This window comes from Rufibacter sp. JT20002 (assembly GCF_056491185.1).
Genome location: NZ_JBSZJY010000003.1, coordinates 212,352 through 229,175 on the forward strand (window position 1 = coordinate 212,352; position 16,824 = coordinate 229,175).

The 16,824-nt window shown below is 49.3% G+C and carries 16 protein-coding genes; 12 read left to right on the forward strand and 4 right to left on the reverse strand.

Annotation, left to right across the window (positions count from 1 at the left end; genetic code table 11):
• Positions 1-16 precede the first annotated feature (16 nt).
• The 10 genes from ACW9SV_RS14710 to uvrB all read left to right on the forward strand — a co-directional run bounded on the left by ACW9SV_RS14710 (position 17) and on the right by uvrB (position 10,042).
• Complete coding sequence (locus ACW9SV_RS14710; protein ID WP_479557532.1) at positions 17-991, forward strand: NAD-dependent epimerase/dehydratase family protein; 975 nt, start codon at positions 17-19, stop codon at positions 989-991.
• A 77-nt stretch (positions 992-1,068) separates the two neighbouring features.
• A complete protein-coding gene (locus ACW9SV_RS14715) occupies positions 1,069-2,469 on the forward strand; it encodes a tetratricopeptide repeat protein (protein ID WP_479557533.1) in 1,401 nt (466 codons plus the stop codon).
• 7 nt (positions 2,470-2,476) lie between these two features.
• Entirely contained in the window at positions 2,477-3,259 is a 783-nt protein-coding gene (locus tag ACW9SV_RS14720) for a phosphosulfolactate synthase (RefSeq protein ID WP_479557534.1), read from the forward strand.
• 19 nt (positions 3,260-3,278) lie between these two features.
• Entirely contained in the window at positions 3,279-3,923 is a 645-nt protein-coding gene (locus ACW9SV_RS14725) for a DedA family protein (RefSeq protein ID WP_479557535.1), read from the forward strand.
• 36 nt (positions 3,924-3,959) lie between these two features.
• Positions 3,960-4,697, forward strand: coding sequence for a shikimate dehydrogenase family protein (locus tag ACW9SV_RS14730; RefSeq protein WP_479557536.1), 738 nt, complete (start codon positions 3,960-3,962; stop codon positions 4,695-4,697).
• 216 nt (positions 4,698-4,913) lie between these two features.
• Positions 4,914-5,489: an RNA polymerase sigma factor gene (locus tag ACW9SV_RS14735; RefSeq protein WP_479557537.1), complete on the forward strand. Its 576-nt coding sequence runs from the start codon at positions 4,914-4,916 to the stop codon at positions 5,487-5,489.
• Positions 5,470-7,113 (forward strand): outer membrane beta-barrel protein, encoded by a 1,644-nt coding sequence (locus ACW9SV_RS14740; protein WP_479557538.1) that lies wholly within the window; start codon positions 5,470-5,472, stop codon positions 7,111-7,113. Before ACW9SV_RS14735 ends, ACW9SV_RS14740 begins: the two co-directional genes overlap by 20 nt.
• An 89-nt stretch (positions 7,114-7,202) precedes the next feature.
• On the forward strand, positions 7,203-7,418 hold the full coding sequence (locus tag ACW9SV_RS14745) for a hypothetical protein (protein ID WP_479557539.1): 216 nt from the start codon (positions 7,203-7,205) through the stop codon (positions 7,416-7,418).
• A 55-nt stretch (positions 7,419-7,473) separates the two neighbouring features.
• A complete protein-coding gene (locus ACW9SV_RS14750) occupies positions 7,474-7,830 on the forward strand; it encodes a hypothetical protein (RefSeq protein ID WP_479557540.1) in 357 nt (118 codons plus the stop codon).
• A 175-nt stretch (positions 7,831-8,005) separates the two neighbouring features.
• On the forward strand, positions 8,006-10,042 hold the full coding sequence (gene uvrB, locus ACW9SV_RS14755; protein WP_479557541.1) for an excinuclease ABC subunit UvrB: 2,037 nt from the start codon (positions 8,006-8,008) through the stop codon (positions 10,040-10,042).
• A gap of 96 nt (positions 10,043-10,138) precedes the next feature.
• On the opposite strand, the gene ACW9SV_RS14760 is transcribed toward uvrB, so the two are convergent.
• A complete protein-coding gene (locus ACW9SV_RS14760) occupies positions 10,139-11,500 on the reverse strand; it encodes a T9SS type A sorting domain-containing protein (protein WP_479557542.1) in 1,362 nt (453 codons plus the stop codon).
• On the opposite strand from ACW9SV_RS14760, the gene ACW9SV_RS14765 reads away from it, so the two are divergent.
• Both ACW9SV_RS14765 and ACW9SV_RS14770 read left to right on the forward strand, forming a co-directional pair.
• The gene (locus ACW9SV_RS14765) at positions 11,472-11,720 is read left to right on the forward strand and encodes a hypothetical protein (protein ID WP_479557543.1); all 249 of its coding nucleotides are present in this window, start codon (positions 11,472-11,474) and stop codon (positions 11,718-11,720) included. The genes ACW9SV_RS14760 and ACW9SV_RS14765 overlap by 29 nt on opposite strands.
• Positions 11,721-11,800: 80 nt before the next feature.
• A complete protein-coding gene (locus tag ACW9SV_RS14770; protein WP_479557544.1) occupies positions 11,801-12,799 on the forward strand; it encodes a hypothetical protein in 999 nt (332 codons plus the stop codon).
• 99 nt (positions 12,800-12,898) lie between these two features.
• Here ACW9SV_RS14770 and ACW9SV_RS14775 read toward each other — a convergent pair whose 3' ends face one another.
• From ACW9SV_RS14775 to ACW9SV_RS14785, 3 genes are read right to left on the reverse strand one after another with little or no spacing between them, the layout of a single operon-like run.
• A complete protein-coding gene (locus ACW9SV_RS14775) occupies positions 12,899-15,154 on the reverse strand; it encodes a xanthine dehydrogenase family protein molybdopterin-binding subunit (protein ID WP_479557545.1) in 2,256 nt (751 codons plus the stop codon).
• A gap of 12 nt (positions 15,155-15,166) precedes the next feature.
• Positions 15,167-16,150 carry an FAD binding domain-containing protein gene (locus tag ACW9SV_RS14780; RefSeq protein WP_479557546.1) on the reverse strand — a complete coding sequence of 328 codons (984 nt, stop codon included), beginning with the start codon at positions 16,148-16,150 and terminating at the stop codon, positions 15,167-15,169.
• Positions 16,147-16,803, reverse strand: a complete 657-nt coding sequence (locus tag ACW9SV_RS14785) for a (2Fe-2S)-binding protein (RefSeq protein ID WP_479557547.1) — start codon at positions 16,801-16,803, stop codon at positions 16,147-16,149. Before ACW9SV_RS14785 ends, ACW9SV_RS14780 begins: the two co-directional genes overlap by 4 nt.
• Between the last annotated feature and the right edge of the window lie 21 nt (positions 16,804-16,824).

Consider the following 16,824-nt stretch of genomic DNA (forward strand, 5'->3'; position numbering starts at 1 on the left):
TAATAAAAAGACCTCTTTGAAACATGTACTAGTAACCGGTGGTAGTGGCCTTTTAGGCCATTTTCTTTTGCAGCGTCTGCTGGAGGAGGGGTGCACTGTCACGGCTATCTATAGGCAAACTGTTTCGGGGTTAACACATCCTAATCTGCACTGGGTAGAAGGTGATATTCTAGATCCTCTTTTAGTGAGGTCGTTGGTGCAGCAGGTAGAGCAGGTGTATCACTGCGCTGGTTTTGTTTCTTATGCTCCCCAAGATGCAGCACTGCTTCAGCAGATAAATGTGGACGGGACCACCAATATAGTAGATGCTTGTTTAACTAAACCTGGAGTGCGTTTGTGTCATGTCAGTTCCATTGCGGCCATCAACAGGAAGAAGTCTGAAAAGATGATCCATGAGGATGTGAAGTGGGACCCGGCGGCTGAAAGGTCAGTCTATGCTTTCTCTAAACATTATGCCGAGATGGAAGTTTGGAGAGGGATCTCTGAGGGATTGCAGGCAGTAATTGTAAACCCTTCGGTTATCTTGGCCCCGGGTGATCTGGACCGCAGCAGCACCCAGCTCTTCAAATATATTTCTGAGGAGCGTGCCTTCTATACTCATGGGTATGTTAACTTCGTAGATGTGCGGGATGTAGTGGAGGCCATGTGGCGGTTGATGAACGGAAACCATTGGGGAGAACGCTTTATTATTAATGGGCATCAGACTTCCTACCAAGATTTTTTTCAGAGAATAGCCACTTTGATGGGTAAAAAAGCGCCTTACCTTAAGGTACCCTCCTGGGTGGCAGAGATTGTTTGGAGAGTAGAAAGTGTACGTGGTAAATTAACGGGTACAAAACCGTTGATTACCAAAGAAACAGCCAGAATTGCAAAAGAAGAACACTTTTATTCCAATTCAAAAGTAAAGGCGGCAACTGGCATAACGTTCCGTCCGTTGGAAGATACCCTCCGTTGGAGTTGTGAGTCGCTTGCTCAGGCAGGGACCTTGTAAAGCACTTCTTTGCAGGGGAATGTGTTGTATTGAAAAGGCCTATTAATTGGAAGCCTTTTGTTGAGATTTACTTGTAGATGAACGATAATTTTGAAGATTTCTCCAGTGAAGATCTAGACCTGGTAAAACGGTTTGAGAATATGCTGGAGGCTAATACGACGGTTTTCTTTGACCTCTCAGATTACGAGAGTATCATAGATTACTATGCCAATAGCTTTAACTACAGCCAGGCTTTGAAAGCTTGTGATGTGGGTATTACGCAATATCCTTTCTCCACTGAACTTCTGATTGACAAAGCACAGGTGTTGGCCATGTTGGGTGCTTTTGATGAAGCCTTGCATTTAGTGGAAGAAGTAGCTCAAATGGAGCCTGATAACGAAGATATTCCTTTGACGAAAGGAATCATCTTCAACCAGAAAGGAGACTTTGCCTTGGCAATTGACTGCTTTAAACAAGCGGTTGACCAGTCTGAGGTGAAAGACGATATCTATTTCAATATAGGTCTTTCTTACCAAAGCTGGGGCAAGTTCAAGGCAGCCATGAAGTACTATAAGAAGAGCCTTCTTCTTAACATGGAGAATGAATTGGCCCTACAAGAGCTACTTTATTGCCTTGAGATTACTGGGGAAGGAGAAGACGTCATTAACTTCTTTCAAGGGTTTGTAGATGAAGACCCCTATTCGCCCATGGCCTGGTTTAACTTGGGTTTGGCGTACAGCAGGCTAGGAAACCATGAAAAAGCGGTGGGCGCGTATGAGTACGCAACCCTTATCCAGCCCGATCTGGCGCCAGCATATGTGAATCTCGCCAATAACTATGTGTATTTGGGCGAGTTTACAAAAGCCATTGAGTCATTTCAGGCAGCGTTGGAGCACACAGAGCCCAATGCTGATATCCTTTGCAACATAGGGGAGTGTTACGAGAAACTCTCCCAATGGGACCTGTCCCATAAATATTACCAAAAAGCTATTGATCTTTCGCCCGAGATGGACGAGGCCTGGTTCGGGATCGGCGTTATCTTGGATCTGCAAGGAAAATGGATGGAAGCGGTGCATTATTACCGCAAAGCTATTTCCTTCTATGCCGAGAATGCAGATTACTGGTTGGCTTTGGCTGCGGCAGAATACCAGCTAGGAAACATCATTTCCAGTGTGGAGGCGTATGAGCAGGCCAGTGTCCTCGCTCCAGAAAACAAAGATATTTGGCTGAACTGGTCTATCATTCTGTACGAACAGGGAAATTATGAGGGCGCTATTGACCTTCTTCTGAACGCGTTAGAGCTGCAACCAGATGAAGCCGAGCTCCAATACAGGCTATGCGCCTACAGTTTAGCGGCAGGAAAGTATAAGCAAGCATATAATTATTTAGAAAATGCTTTAATTTTGGACTTCGATAAGCATAAGCTTCTCTTTGATTTCTTTCCTGAGCTGGAGTCTCAGCGGGCATTGGCCCGGCTGATTGACCAGTATCGCAAATAACCAATTCATGAACTACGAACTTTCCCACCTCCCCCAACGCACTTCTAAACCAAGAGAGAGCGGTTTCACCATGGCCATGGACAAAGGCCTAAGCTTACGAGAAACTGAAAATTTTGTAGAAGTAGCCGGAGAGTATGTAGACATCGTTAAGTTAGGGTGGGCCACTTCTTTTGTTACTCCTAATCTTGACAAAAAGATTGAAGTGTACCAAGCGGCGGGACTTCCAGTGTATTTTGGAGGAACCTTGTTTGAGGCATTTGTGGTGCGGGGGCAGTTTGAAGATTACCGCAGGTTGCTGGACAAGTACAAGTTAACGTATGCTGAGATTTCTGACGGGTCTATAGAAATGGACCATGATCTTAAATGTCAGTACATCCGCCAATTGGCCGAGCAGGTGACGGTGTTGTCTGAGGTGGGTTCTAAAGATGACCAGAAAATCATACCACCCTACAAGTGGATAAGCCTGATGCAGGCTGAATTGGATGCAGGTGCCTGGAAAGTAATAGGAGAGTCCAGAGAGGCAGGAAACGTAGGGCTTTTCCGTTCTACGGGAGAGGTGAGAAGTGGTCTGGTAGAGGAAATCCTGACCAAGATTCCTTTTGAGAAAATTATCTGGGAAGCTCCCCAAAAGGCGCAGCAGGTTTTCTTCATCAAACTGTTGGGCGCTAATGTGAACTTAGGAAACATATCGCCCAATGAGATTGTACCTTTGGAGACCATCCGTCTGGGGCTGAGAGGTGATACTTTCACCCATTTCCTTGACAAAGATTTATTGAACAAATTGATCTAATCTTCCTACCTACACCTTCATGGAGTTACTCCGCCAGTTCATCGACCTGTTTTTACACCTGGACCAGCACTTAAGCCAGATCATCTCTGATTACGGTACCTGGACCTACGCCATTCTTTTCCTCATCATTTTTGTGGAAACAGGCGTGGTGGTTATGCCCTTTCTGCCTGGAGATTCGCTCTTGTTTGCCGCCGGCGCTTTTGCGGCCACTGGTGTGTTGAACGTCTGGATACTGTTGATTTTGCTTTTTGTGGCCGCTTTCCTGGGAGATACCCTAAACTACCTCATAGGTGATTACTTTGGGCCCAAGGTGTTTAAACGAGATTACCGGTTCCTGAAACGGGAGTACCTGTTGAAAACACAGGCTTTCTATGAAAAACACGGCGGCAAGACCATCATCTTTGCCCGCTTTATCCCCATCATTCGTACGTTTGCTCCGTTCGTAGCGGGCGTGGGAACTATGAAGTACAGCAAGTTCTTGTCCTATAACGTCATTGGCGGTCTTTTGTGGGTAGTAGGTTTTGTGGCAGCAGGCTTTGTCTTCGGGAATATTCCGGCGGTGAAAAAGAACTTCTCCTTCGTGATCTTCGGGATTATCCTTATTTCCATTATCCCACCCATCATTGAGTTGGTGAAGCAAAAGATGAGTCCAAAGGGACACTAAGCTTAGTCCATTCGCCTACCTACCGCTTGCTTCGACATGGAAAATGAATACGGACTCATTGGTTATAGACTATCACACTCTTTTTCTCAGAAATACTTCACAGAAAAGTTTTTGACGGAAGGGATTCAGGATAGTGTGTACCACCTTTTTGAGTTAGATTCCATTTCTGAGTTTCCTGCGTTGCTGCAAGCCCATCCTAACTTAAAGGGGCTGAATGTAACCATTCCTTATAAAGAGGTGGTCATTCCATTCCTGGATGAGTTGGAGCCCGCGGCAGCCCGCATTGGGGCTGTGAATGTGGTGAAGTTGGACAACGGCCGCCTTGTTGGCCACAACTCAGATTATCAGGGATTCATGCAGTCGCTGCAAAACTTCTATCCCTGCTTTCCTTTGTCACAAGCCTTGGTGCTGGGAACAGGTGGGGCAGCCAAAGCGGTGATGGCAGCCCTAGAGTACATGAACATTAGCTACAAAGTAGTCTCAAGGGAGAAAAAGCCGGGTTGCCTGACCTATCAGGAACTTACGCCTAGTTTCTTGTCTTCCGTCTCCCTTATCATCAACTGCACGCCGGTTGGCACCTACCCCAAGCAAGACGAAGCGCCAGCCATCCCATACGAGCTGCTTTCGTCTCATCATTACCTATATGATCTGGTGTACAACCCCGCCGAGACTCTTTTCATGAAGCGTGGAAAAGAGATGGGTGCCAAGATCATAAATGGGTACGAAATGCTTTGCCTCCAAGCCGAGGTTGCCTGGCAAATCTGGAATAGCTAATCTGTATATAGCCTAGTTTACTTTGAATGGCCTTAAAGCGGTCGTAAGTCAATCTCCTTCCTTTATTGGCATCTGCCTGTTTTTCTAGGTATCTTTCCTGTGCGCACAAGGTCCATGAGGATGCGTGAAATAAATTTTCTTTTCCGGGAAATGCCATGCAACCAATGGGGCAGATAAAGGCTCTTACCAATAGAAGATCATTTAAGTGACCCTCCGTTGAAACTTTTCAAACCAAAAGATCCTAGCGAAGCAGACCTGATCAAAAAGGCTGTGGCTGGCAAACGGGACGCCCAGCACTTGCTGTACCAAAGGTACGCAGGCAAGATGCTGGCCGTGAGTAAACGGTATGCCCGCACAGATTTTGAGGCGGAGGATATTCTGCAGGACTCTTTTGTAAAATTTTTCCTGTACCTCCGGAACTTCAAGGGCGATTGCCCGCTGGAGTTCTGGATTAAACGGATTGTGATCAATACGGCCCTGAAACACCAACGCACGAACCGGCACCTGATGGTAACCGACCAGGAAGAGGAATGGGATGATGTTTCTGAGCACGACAACATTGACAGCCAGTTTGCCTACGAAGAACTGCTGGAGTTAGTACGGGGACTGCCGCCCAGGTATCAGGCAGTGTTCAACCTGTACGCCATCGAAGGTTTTTCTCATAAAGAGATAGGAGAGATGCTCCAAATCACTGAAAGCACCTCCAAGTCACAGTATTCCCGCGCCCGCGCCAGCTTACGGCAGGCCTTGTTGCGGCTTAAACAACAGTACCATGAAAAAGTCACCGGCTGAGAACGAAAAAGGCCAGTCTGTGGAAGACATCTTCCGGAATGGCTTTTCTGACGCTGAGAGCGCACCTCCGTCCCGAATTTGGGAGAGCATAGACCGTGAATTGGAAAACCATGATTTGCAACGTTATCGGCGGCAAGTGATATGGTACCGCTCCTTGGCCGCAGCGTTCCTGTTGCTGCTTATCTCGGCGGGTATTGTGCTTTGGCAGCAAAACTCTGAGTCAACAGGGATAGGCCAGCAAGCAGGCACTTTAGCCACTTTGCAAACCCCAAAAGATAAAACTTCTGCCGTTGGCTCTGCTTCTGAGGAGCCCGCAGCTACTGGTGTCGGCAAGTCTGTAGTGACCGTTCAAGAAAAATCAACAGAAGATGACGGGCAGATAGCTTCTATTTCAAGCCGTTTTGCTGAAAACCAGTCCCCAAACAGAGTCCCTTCTAAACCGCTTGGCTTAGATGTAAGGAACTCTTTAGGTACAAGCAGCTCCTCTGTACCGGCGGAAGAAGGAAAAATAGAAGAAGGATTAGTGGCGCTGCAAAAGGTTAAACCAACTCCGCTTGCTACAGAAGTACTGCTTGAAAGTACCCCTATAGCACCAGCAAAGGCACCTGTGGAGTCTACACCTTTTGGGAACTCCTTTACGCAAAGCGGGGCAGAGAAGCCTTTTACCAGATCTTTGGCAACCAATCTACCTTCGCTCAGGAACTTACCAATAAAGGTTGATTCCTTGGATAAAGCGTCTCAGAGAAGCATTTTAGCCCAGAAGGAGGCCTCGGTGACGGGTGTAGCCCAAACTCAGCCCGCCAAGAAAGGCAATGAAGCAGAAGATGCTGACGTTTACAGGTGGAGCGTAACTATGGCGTATAGTCCCCAATATGCTTATGCTCCGGTGAAAATCGGTAACAATTCCTCTATGAACGACGCGGCAATAGGGCAATCACAGGTGTATCAGCAGTACCAACAGGCGGTAGAGGAATACAATGAAAGCTATACCCCTACTTATTCTTACTCCGCTTTGGTAGGAGCCAGTTACCGGATCAATGACAAGTGGCAGGTAGAAACCGGAGTTCTGTACACGCAAAATGAGGCCATGACCACTCAGTCTTATTTGGTTTACCCTGGAGGGTATCTGCCTTCCAACACCGCAGGGTACGCAAATGAACTTGACGGGAAAAGCGCTCCGTTAGTGACCAATGCCTTTAGGGATGAATCCAGAGCCCAGCCGGTGGTAGTGAACCGGACCAGCCAATACAATACCAAGTACAGATATCAACAGGTGGGTTTACCGCTTAGGTTGGCTTATAGGGTCAACATCAAAAAAGCCTACGCCCTTTTCTCGGGCGGGGTGAACATGAACCTGTTAGTGCAGAACTCTATTGTACCCGAGACAGACCAGGTAACGGCGGTTTCCTATGGTCTCAATGACAAGGACTCTCCTTACCGTACGCTGCAATGGGCAACTACAACCTCCATAGGGGTTGGATACAACGTGACCAAGAAGATGAGTATTCTCATAGCGCCTGAATTTACTTATTCCCTTACCCCCTTGGTGCGGGAAGAACAGCAGCAGGTCAACCCTTATCAACTTGGGGTGAGTATAGGCGGCAGATGGCGCCTTGCCAAATAATTACTTTTTTACTTAACAGCAGTAGGGGTATGCCTTTGCTTAGCGGTCTTCACTAACAAGGCATGCGCTTACCTAGTTTCTTTACCATTATGAACAAGACTTGCTCTCTCCCCAAAGTAGTAAGAACATGGGCATTGTTATTCTCTGTTCCACTTTATGTGGGAACGTCTGCCCTATGGCTGAAAGAAGAGATAAAGGACGTTGTAAGCGAAAAAGAAGAAAACATGATTGCTGCCGTGAAAGAACAAGCAAAGAAAGCACTGGCAGATAAAAGAATAAAAAGAAATACTTTACTTTTGCCTTGACTCTCCAAAATCCTGAAAGTATCTTCAATATCAATAAATCAGAGCAACAGAATACATGAGAAAAGGAATAGTAGCGTTTCTGGGACTAGCTGGATTATTATCCTTTGCCAGCTGTAAAGAAGAGGAAGTAACCAGTGATTGTTTTGAGGCGGTGGTCTTAGACCAAGGCTGCGGTACCGTATTGGCCGTTTTAGATACTGCTGCTGCCAGTATAGTAGATGCCAAGCCTAGCAATGATACGGTGTACGTTAACACTTTTGACCTTTACCCCGTGTACCAAGTGCCTGGCAAGCGACTCTATATTACTATGAGATCACTTTCAGATGATGATGCGCCAGATTGCCCGGGCTTTATCCCTATCATTTATCCGCATGTGAAGTTGCTCTCCGTTAGCGAGACCCCATGTGAGTAAGCATATTCAACATCTTTCAACCTAGAAAACAGAAACGCCGCTTTGCCCAAAGCGGCGTTTCTGGCTTTATTTTAGTAAAGTAAGCCGCAAACACTAGTAAATTTAGCAAGAAGCTAAACTCTCTTGCGCAGCTTGGTGTTATAATACGTTACCTTTGATCGTATTTAGTTCCTCTATGGATTTTCAATTAACATCAGAATTCAAACCTACCGGCGATCAGCCCAAAGCCATCCAGGAGTTGGTGCGCGGCATCCGGACGGGTGAGCACGCGCAGGTGTTGCTGGGTGCCACCGGTACGGGTAAAACCTTTACCGTGGCCAACGTGATCCAGGAGGTGAAAAAGCCTACGCTGGTGTTGTGCCACAACAAAACCCTGGCCGCGCAGCTCTACGGTGAGTTCAAGCAGTTTTTCCCCAATAATGCGGTAGAGTACTTCATCTCCTACTATGACTACTATCAGCCCGAGGCCTACATTGCTTCTTCTGATGTATTCATTGAGAAGGACCTGGCCATCAACGAGGAGATTGAGAAGCTACGGCTTCACGCCACCTCGGCCTTGCTTTCTGGTAGAAGAGATGTAATTGTGGTGGCGTCGGTGAGCTGCATTTACGGTATTGGTAACCCAGAGGAATTTGGGAAGAACGTGATTCCGTTGGCCCCGGGCATGAAAGTGAGCCGCAACAACCTGTTGTACCAGTTTGTGTCTATTCTTTATAGCCGCACCGAGGTGGAATTCACACGTGGAACCTTCCGGGTGAAAGGCGATACTGTGGATATTTATCCGGCTTACGCTGATTTCGCCTACAGAATTTATTTTTGGGGCGATGAGATTGAGTCTATCCAGCGCATTGACCCGCAAAGTGGAAAGAAGATTGCCGATGAAGAAGGCATTTCCCTGTTCCCTGCCAACCTCTTCGTGACCGGCAAAGACACCTTGAACCAGGCCATCAACGAGATTCAGTTTGACATGGTGGCCCAGCACGAGTACTTCCTGAAGGAGGGTCGGGATAACGAAGCCAAGCGTATAAAAGAGCGTACCGAGTTTGACTTAGAGATGATTCGCGAATTGGGCTACTGCTCCGGTATTGAGAACTACTCCCGTTATTTTGACCGCCGGGAGCCTGGTGCCCGCCCGTTCTGTTTGCTGGATTATTTCCCCGATGATTTCCTGATGGTGATTGACGAGAGCCACGCCACGCTGCCGCAGGTGCGCGCCATGTGGGGCGGTGACCGCTCGCGCAAGACCGCGCTGGTGGAGTACGGCTTCCGTCTGCCTGCCGCCATGGACAACCGTCCGCTCACCTTCAATGAGTTTGAGAGCGTGATGCACCAGGTTATCTTCGTGAGCGCCACGCCAGGCGATTACGAGATCCAGAAATCTGAAGGCGTGGTGGTGGAGCAGATCATCCGCCCAACCGGTTTGTTGGATCCGGAGATTGAGATCAGGCCTAGTCAAAACCAGATTGACGATTTGCTGGACGAAGTGGATAACCGCATCAAACGTGGTGACCGCGTCTTGGTAACTACTCTGACCAAACGCATGGCCGAGGAGTTGACCAAATACATGGAGCGCCTCAACATTAAGGTGAAGTACATCCACTCTGAGGTGAAGTCTCTGGAGCGGGTAGAAATTCTGCGTGAGTTGCGTCTGGGCATTATTGACGTGCTCATAGGCGTAAACTTGCTGCGCGAGGGTCTTGACTTACCGGAAGTGAGTTTGGTGGCCATTCTGGATACCGATAAAGAAGGTTTCCTGCGTGACCAACGTTCTTTGATTCAGACCATCGGCCGCGCCGCCCGGAACGAGAACGGCAAGGTGCTCATGTACGCTGACCGAATGACAGGCTCTATGCAACGTGCCATTGACGAGACCAACCGCCGTCGTGCGGTACAGATGGAATACAACCTGGAGCACGGCATCACGCCAAGAACCATCCTGAAGTCGAAGGAAGCGATTATGGAGCAAACCTCTGTAGCAGACTCTAACCGAACTAAAGAGCCGAAGGTGTACGCTGGACCAGATGAAAGCTTGATGTCGGTTGCCGCCGATCCGGTGGTGCAGTACATGAAGAAAGACGAGTTGGAGAAGGTCATCAAGAAAACTGAGAAGCAGATGGAAGCTGCCGCCAAAGAGCTGGACTTCCTGCAAGCTGCCAAGTACCGCGACGAGTTAGCTGAGCTGCGCAAGCTGCTGAAAAGCAAGCGCGACTAAGCTTGGTTAAACGTAAAAGAAAGCCCTACTTGTTTTGAAGTCATTTCTATGAAATCGGCTTTGAAACAGGTGGGGCTTTTTGTGTGGGTTCCGGGATTAAGGCAGTAGAACAACCTTTCTGGTTTTCTGGAAAGTGTCGGTTTTCAGAGAAACGTGATAGATACCAGGGACGGACTGAGGAGACTTCCAATGCAGGGTATTGACTCCGGCAGGTACTTTATACTCTTGTTTGCAAACCATAGCTCCTTTGGCATCTGTCACCTGAATTTGTACAACAGAAGCCACCGGAAGAGTAAACCGTAAATTCAACTTGTCTTGGAACGGGTTAGGAAAAGCCTCCAGAGAAAACGAATGGTCATCAGAAGGTTTATCAGAGCCTAACAGGTAGATTTTGGAGTACACCACATTATCAAAAGGCTGTAAGGCGAAAATTCGGTGGTTTCTGTTTTCGGCAAACTGGAAATGCTGCAGACTGGAGGCATAAGGCGGGGTTCCAATATTCTGCATATCCCTTTCCCAAGTCAATCCTTTGTCTTTGGAAATCAGGATTCCGCGGCTGGGCCAGTTGCTGGTCCAAAGGGTGCCGTTTTTACTCACGTAAAAGCTGTGGGCCACGGGTTGGTGCCAGTAATTCCAAGTGGTATTGTGGGTGAGGTACAAAGGACGCCACGTCTGACCCCTGTCCGCCGATTTTAGGGTGCCTTCCACCGCCAAACTACCCGAACTTCCAGACACCCCAACATACAGGCTGTCATTTTCATCTACCGCAATGGAATGCAGGTACGCCACATTGAAATTGTCAATCTCCCTAAACTTTATGTCAACGGGTTGCCAGGTGGTTTGCCGCTTTTGGCGGGTATATAAACCTATCTTAGTGTTTTGCCGTCCGTTTCCGTCATGGGTACCCACGTACACCTGGTCATTCTTACCCACAGCCAAGGTCCAGGCACTAAAGGTACCCGTCATGCCTTGGTTAGCTTTCGTCCAGGTTTGGCCATTATCAGTAGAGGTGAACACCCCATCGCCTACGTAGAATTCTTCCTCACTGCCGTCTTCGCCCATGTCTCCGGTAACCAAATACAGCGTTCCCTCACTGTCAGCAACAATTTTCCTGATGGAGTACTCACTGCCAATCCGGTGAGAGCTCCAGTTCTGGCCTTGGTCTGTGGAGCGGTAAACAACTCCTTTTCCGCCCGCCAACAGGGTTCCGTCTGCTTTGGCCAGGATACTAACTACTGCGTGCGGCAATACCTGCTGCCAGGTTCTGCCATCGTCAGAGGTAAGGATACCCGCATCGGTAGACCCAATGAAAATTTTATCATTTATCGGGCTAATAGCGATGCTGGTGGTGTTGGCGAAAGTGGAGCTAAGAGGCGGACTAGGAGTCCAGACAGCCTGTGCAGTCGCTTTTGTCAAAAACAAGACTAAAATGAAGATAAATGCCAGCAAGGATTTCATAGCGTTAGCGATTGGCAAAGGGTTGTGTTATAAAGGAGATTCCGGAGAAAAGAAAGAGGTTGCAAGGAGAAGCAAGTTTCCTTTTGCTTTTTTAATGCATAGTTATCTGTATTTCAGTTTGTTGTTGAAGCAGGTGACAGAAGGGGATAAAAATGCTAACGAAGAAGCTAGGGGTAAATACGTCTGGAATGGTCTTTGCTCTGGGCAAGTTCCTGTCTAAAGAGTGTGGAATTGGTTGGGCATATCAGATGCAGTTGGAATTTAAGTGACAGGTAACGCTCTATCTAACCCTTAGTACCCATGAAAAAACTTTTCCAACTCTTATGGCTTCTGGCCGCGCCCTTATTAATGGGCTCCTGTTCAGATGAGGACGAACCAGCTCCTGTTCCTTACTCAAAGCTTACCTCCACGGTGGTCTATTCCAAATTCACCAATGACGGGTATCTGCCCAAAGATAAACCCGCCACAGAAATGCGCGTGTACACAGGAGATACCATCCGCTATAACTTCCGGTTCGAGACAAACCAGGGAATAAAAGACTTTAAAGTTTATGACAATCTCCGAGGACGTGATTGGCACTTGATGGTAAGCAGTGGTCAACTCACGCAGCAGAATGGAGTATGGGTAAACGAGTACACGCTTGAGTACTTAGTCAACAACTATGTACTGCAAGCCAAACCTGGTGAAGACATTGTCCTGACGGTAGAAGCAGTTGAGGAGGACGGCACAATCTACAAAGACCCACTTACCGGCAAGGCTCCTGAAATAAAACTGACAATTGCAGAACCTTTGGTTTATACAGGCTTGAAACTGTACAACTATTGGAGTAGCGAAGCAAATTCGCTCATTATTGTTGATTACAGAATTGGTGACTTTCCACGACAAGCGTTGGTAAATGAAAAGGGTAGGTCTCCGTTTGCGCTAGTCCAAAACATAAGTTCTCCCAGAAGTTGGTCTGATAACGCATTTTACCATGCATTTACATCCGGGGATAACAGTGGTGGTAGACAAGCAAGTTTTGTGAAAGTGCCTGCTGGTGCCAAGAACTGGAATCAACCCAACCAGATTGCCTTAGGAATGAAGCAGCATGGTCTCGCAGACTACTCAATGATTGGAGTGAAAGCAGGTGACATGTATGCCTTCAAGGCGCATTATCCTTTTGATAATTCTTGGGTGATCTATGGACTTATTGAAGTAAAAGAGATAGTAGATGACGGCGGAGATACCATGAGCGGAACGGGCCATGATGAAGATTACATGGTTCTAGACATTAAGTATTTTCCTGGCTACCGCTACTAAGAAATGCCTGTTATGGGCTGTTTTGACCAAAACAATCCGAAAACAGAAAAGCCGCTCTGCATAGTAGAGCGGCTTTTCTGTTTATAAGCTGTGTTTAACTTAGGTCATCATCAGTTTATCCGGCGTGATTGGTAATTCACGTATCCGTTTGCCGGTGGCGTTGAAGATGGCGTTGGCAATGGCTGGGGCTACACCAATGATGGCGATCTCCCCGATGCCTTTGGTACCGTTCGGGTTGTTGATGAGGTCCGGTTTGTTCACGAACAAAGACGAGATGTTCGGCGCATCGGCGTGAACGGGCACGTGGTACTCGGCAAAATCCTTGGTCACATACCGCCCGAATCGGTGGTCAATCACAGCCCCTTCGGTTAAGGCCATGCCAATACCGCCAACCGCGCCGCCAATCATCTGGTTTCCGGCCGTCTTGGCGTTGATGATGGTACCCGCGTCTGCGCAGGAAACCAGGTTGGTTACGCGCGTCTGCCCAGTTAACGGATGCACCTGCACTTCGGCAAAATGCACCGAAAACGAGTACATGGAGTATTTCTGCCGAAGGCTGCCGTCAGGGGAAGATTCTTCGGTGACTTCTATTTCTGGCAAGTTCTGCTGTTTCAGGATATCCGCGAAGGAAAGCCGGGCAGAAGGGGAGGCCGTTACGGAAACGTACCCGTCTTTGAACGTCAGGTTTTCCATGGTAGCTCCTTTGAAGCTGGTATCGGCGTTACCGGCTACCATGCTGGTTAACCGCTGCTTCAGGACCTGGCACACCGCATGCACCGCTGAACCCACCGTAGCTACTGTGGCAGAACCACCTTGGCTGGGCGAAGGAGGGTACAGAGAGTTACCCAGTTCAAACACAATTTTCTCCGGTGGCAAGCCCAGATTCTGCGCGGCAATCTGCACCATGGCGGTTCCGGTTCCCGGACCAATATCTGTGGTGGCGCTTTGCATCACCAACGTACCGTCTTTGTGCAAGGTGGCTTTCACTTTGGCCCGGCCGCGGTTCGCCCCGAAGGTGCCTACACCCATGCCATAGCCTACCAGCCATTCGCCGTTTTTCACCTGTCCAGGTTTCAGCTGGCGCTTGTTCCAACCAATCTTCTCGGCGCCCATCTGCATGGCCTCCTTCAAATACTTGGTGGACCAAGGCAGGTTCTTCTCCGGGTCTTTATCAGTATGGTTGATCAAGCGGAATTCCAGCGGATCAATGCCCAGCACGTACGCCATCTCGTCTAACGCACTTTCCAGCGCGAAGGCACCGGTAGCTTCGCCCGGACCGCGCATCCAGATGGGCGTACTCACGTCCAAAGGCAGAATACGGTAACGGGTAGTCACATTGGGGCTGGTGTACATCATGCGCGTCTGCTGCAGGGTAGACTCAGTGAACTCCTCGTAGGTAGACGTCTGCCCAATGGCCTCGTGCGTGATGGCGGTGATCTTGCCGTCTTTGGTGGCGCTCATGCCCACTTTCTGCCAAGCGTGCGGCCGATAGCCCACCATGGTAAACATCTGCTCGCGGGTGAGCATCAGCTTTACGGGACGATTTACTTTCTTGGCGGCAATAATGGCGGCAGTTTCGTGCGGCCAGGTATGCAACCCGTTCCCGAAAGCACCTCCCACAAACGTGGCAATCACTTTCACGTTTTCGACCGGGATTCCCCAATCCTTGGCAAAGGCGTTCTGGGTGCCAATAACCGCCTGCGTTTTGTCGTAAACGGTCAGTTTGTTGTCTGCCTCCCAATGCGCGATGATGGACTGCAACTCCATAGGGTTGTGGAACTCCGTGGGGATCACGTACTCGCTTTCAATCTTCAGCGGCTCGGTTTTATAAGCATCTACTTTTCCACGGGTGTAGTCGTTGAGCCCGTGTTTGGGGTTGCGCTGGGCCGCAGTGGGCAGGAACGCTTTGGGTACGTTTTGGTTGAAATCGGTGGCGTGTTTGTCTTCGTTGTACTGCGCCTTTACCAATTTTGCCGCGTACATGGCCCGTTCCAAGGTATCGGCCACTACTACCGCAATGGGTTGGTCGTTGAAGTGGATTTTGTTGTCAATGAAAACCTGGAGGGGTTTGCCTGCCGGTTTGGGTTCTGTGGGGTGCGCCTCCTGGGCGTAGCCGGGCACTTTGGGCGAGTTCTGGTAATGCAGCACCGCTATAACACCGGGCGCATTCTCGGCTCTTTTGGTGTCTATGCTTTTGATGCTGCCTTTGGCAATGGTGCTGCCCACCAACACGGCGTGCGCCATGTTAGGCAACTCATATTCAGCGGAGTATTTGGCGGCACCCGTTACTTTCAGGCGGCCATCTACCCGGTCCATCGGCTTACCAACGGTATCTTGGAAGAAATAATCTTTCATAAGGAAGAAGGGTTAAGCAACGCCCGATGCGTTTTTCAGGGCCTGTACAATGGTGTTAGGACCTAAAGTGAGTTTGAATTTATTGTGCTCAAATGCTTTCGCGCCACGCATAGCTATCTCGGCGGCCTGCCGGAAGGTGGCTTCGTTCGCGGGTTTTCCGGCCAGGAACTGCTCGGCTTCGTTCAAACGCCATGGTTTGTGCGCCACTCCGCCCATCGCCAATCTCGCCGATTTGATGTTACTGCCATCCATGTCCAAGGCTGCTGCCACGGACACTAACGCAAAGGCATAGGAAGTCCGGTCACGTACCTTGAGGTAGTTGACGTTTTTGGTGTAGGGGTTTTCCGGAACATCTACGGCCATGATCAACTCACCTTGTTGCAGGTTGGTGTGGATTTGGGGGGTGTCGCCAGGCAAACGGTGGAACTCCGCAAACGGAATTTTTCTGTCGCCTTTGGGGCCAGAAACCAGCACTGTTGCATCTAGCGCCACCAAGGCTACGTTCATGTCGCTCGGGTTCACGGCAATGCATTTGTCGCTATGCCCAAAAATGGCATGCATACGGTTGTAACCGCCAATGGCGCTGCAGCCGGTACCGGGTTCGCGTTTGTTGCAGGGCATGGCGGTATCATAGAAATACGGGCAGCGCACACGTTGCATCATGTTGCCACCCACTGTTGCCATGTTCCGGAGCTGCGCCGAGGCACCCGCGTTCAACGCCTGGGAAAGCAACGGATGCTTTTCCAGCACCAGTTTGTCTTCGGCCACGGCGCCGTTCAAGGCCAAAGCCCCAATGCGCACGTTACCGTTTTCCCTTTCTATTTTCCGGAGCGGAAGTTTGTTGATGTCTACCAGTTTCTCGGGGTTCATGACTCCGCGCTTCATGAGGTCCACCAGGTTGGTGCCTCCGGCGATGAACATGGCTGTCTGGTCCTTGGCTACCGTATCAATGGCTGCCTTGGGTTTGCTGGGCTTCACATATTGAAAACCAATCATACTTTGTGCCCTCCGTTTTTAACCTCTTTGATGGCATTCACAATGTTGGGGTAAGCGCCGCACCGGCAGATGTTTCCGCTCATGTACTCGCGGATTTCATCGTCTGAATCGGCGTGGCCTTCTTTGATGCACGCCACCGCGCTCATAATCTGGCCCGGGGTGCAGTACCCGCACTGGAATCCATCGTGCTTGATAAAGGCTTCCTGCATGGGGTGGAGTTTGTCACCATCGGCGAGGCCTTCAATGGTGGTGATTTCTTTTCCGTCCACCATAGGGGCTAAAGTAAGGCAAGACAAAACGCGCTGCCCATCTACGTGCACGGTGCAGGCGCCGCACTGCCCGTAGTCGCAGCCTTTTTTGGTGCCGGTGAGGTGCAATTGCTCGCGCAGCAAATCTAGCAGCGTGGTACGGGGCTCTACCGATAGTTTCTGCTTTTTGCCGTTGATGTCCAAGGTGACCTTCACCTGCTCAAACACCGCCGCTACTTTCTCCTCAAATTTCAGTTCAGCGGCTTTGATGGCGGCTGAGGGAGCTAGGGCCAGTGCCGTTAAAAGGGAAGATTGCTTTAGGAAAGTACGCCGTGCGTCTGAATGTTGTGTTTGACCACCCTCGCCCTCCGGAAGATGTTGGTCGGGGAAATTATCTTGGGGCATATAAATCTAGGTTGGGTTACG

Coding starts and splice junctions, on each gene's coding strand:
- ACW9SV_RS14715 (WP_479557533.1), top strand. CDS start 1,069: ATGAACGATAATTTTGAAGATTTCTCCAGTGAAGATCTAGACCTGGTA.
- ACW9SV_RS14720 (WP_479557534.1), top strand. CDS start 2,477: ATGAACTACGAACTTTCCCACCTCCCCCAACGCACTTCTAAACCAAGA.
- ACW9SV_RS14725 (WP_479557535.1), top strand. CDS start 3,279: ATGGAGTTACTCCGCCAGTTCATCGACCTGTTTTTACACCTGGACCAG.
- ACW9SV_RS14730 (WP_479557536.1), top strand. CDS start 3,960: ATGGAAAATGAATACGGACTCATTGGTTATAGACTATCACACTCTTTT.
- ACW9SV_RS14740 (WP_479557538.1), top strand. CDS start 5,470: ATGAAAAAGTCACCGGCTGAGAACGAAAAAGGCCAGTCTGTGGAAGAC.
- ACW9SV_RS14745 (WP_479557539.1), top strand. CDS start 7,203: ATGAACAAGACTTGCTCTCTCCCCAAAGTAGTAAGAACATGGGCATTG.
- ACW9SV_RS14750 (WP_479557540.1), top strand. CDS start 7,474: ATGAGAAAAGGAATAGTAGCGTTTCTGGGACTAGCTGGATTATTATCC.
- uvrB (WP_479557541.1), top strand. CDS start 8,006: ATGGATTTTCAATTAACATCAGAATTCAAACCTACCGGCGATCAGCCC.
- ACW9SV_RS14765 (WP_479557543.1), top strand. CDS start 11,472: ATGAAGATAAATGCCAGCAAGGATTTCATAGCGTTAGCGATTGGCAAA.
- ACW9SV_RS14760 (WP_479557542.1), bottom strand. CDS start 11,500: ATGAAATCCTTGCTGGCATTTATCTTCATTTTAGTCTTGTTTTTGACA.
- ACW9SV_RS14770 (WP_479557544.1), top strand. CDS start 11,801: ATGAAAAAACTTTTCCAACTCTTATGGCTTCTGGCCGCGCCCTTATTA.
- ACW9SV_RS14775 (WP_479557545.1), bottom strand. CDS start 15,154: ATGAAAGATTATTTCTTCCAAGATACCGTTGGTAAGCCGATGGACCGG.
- ACW9SV_RS14780 (WP_479557546.1), bottom strand. CDS start 16,150: ATGATTGGTTTTCAATATGTGAAGCCCAGCAAACCCAAGGCAGCCATT.
- ACW9SV_RS14785 (WP_479557547.1), bottom strand. CDS start 16,803: ATGCCCCAAGATAATTTCCCCGACCAACATCTTCCGGAGGGCGAGGGT.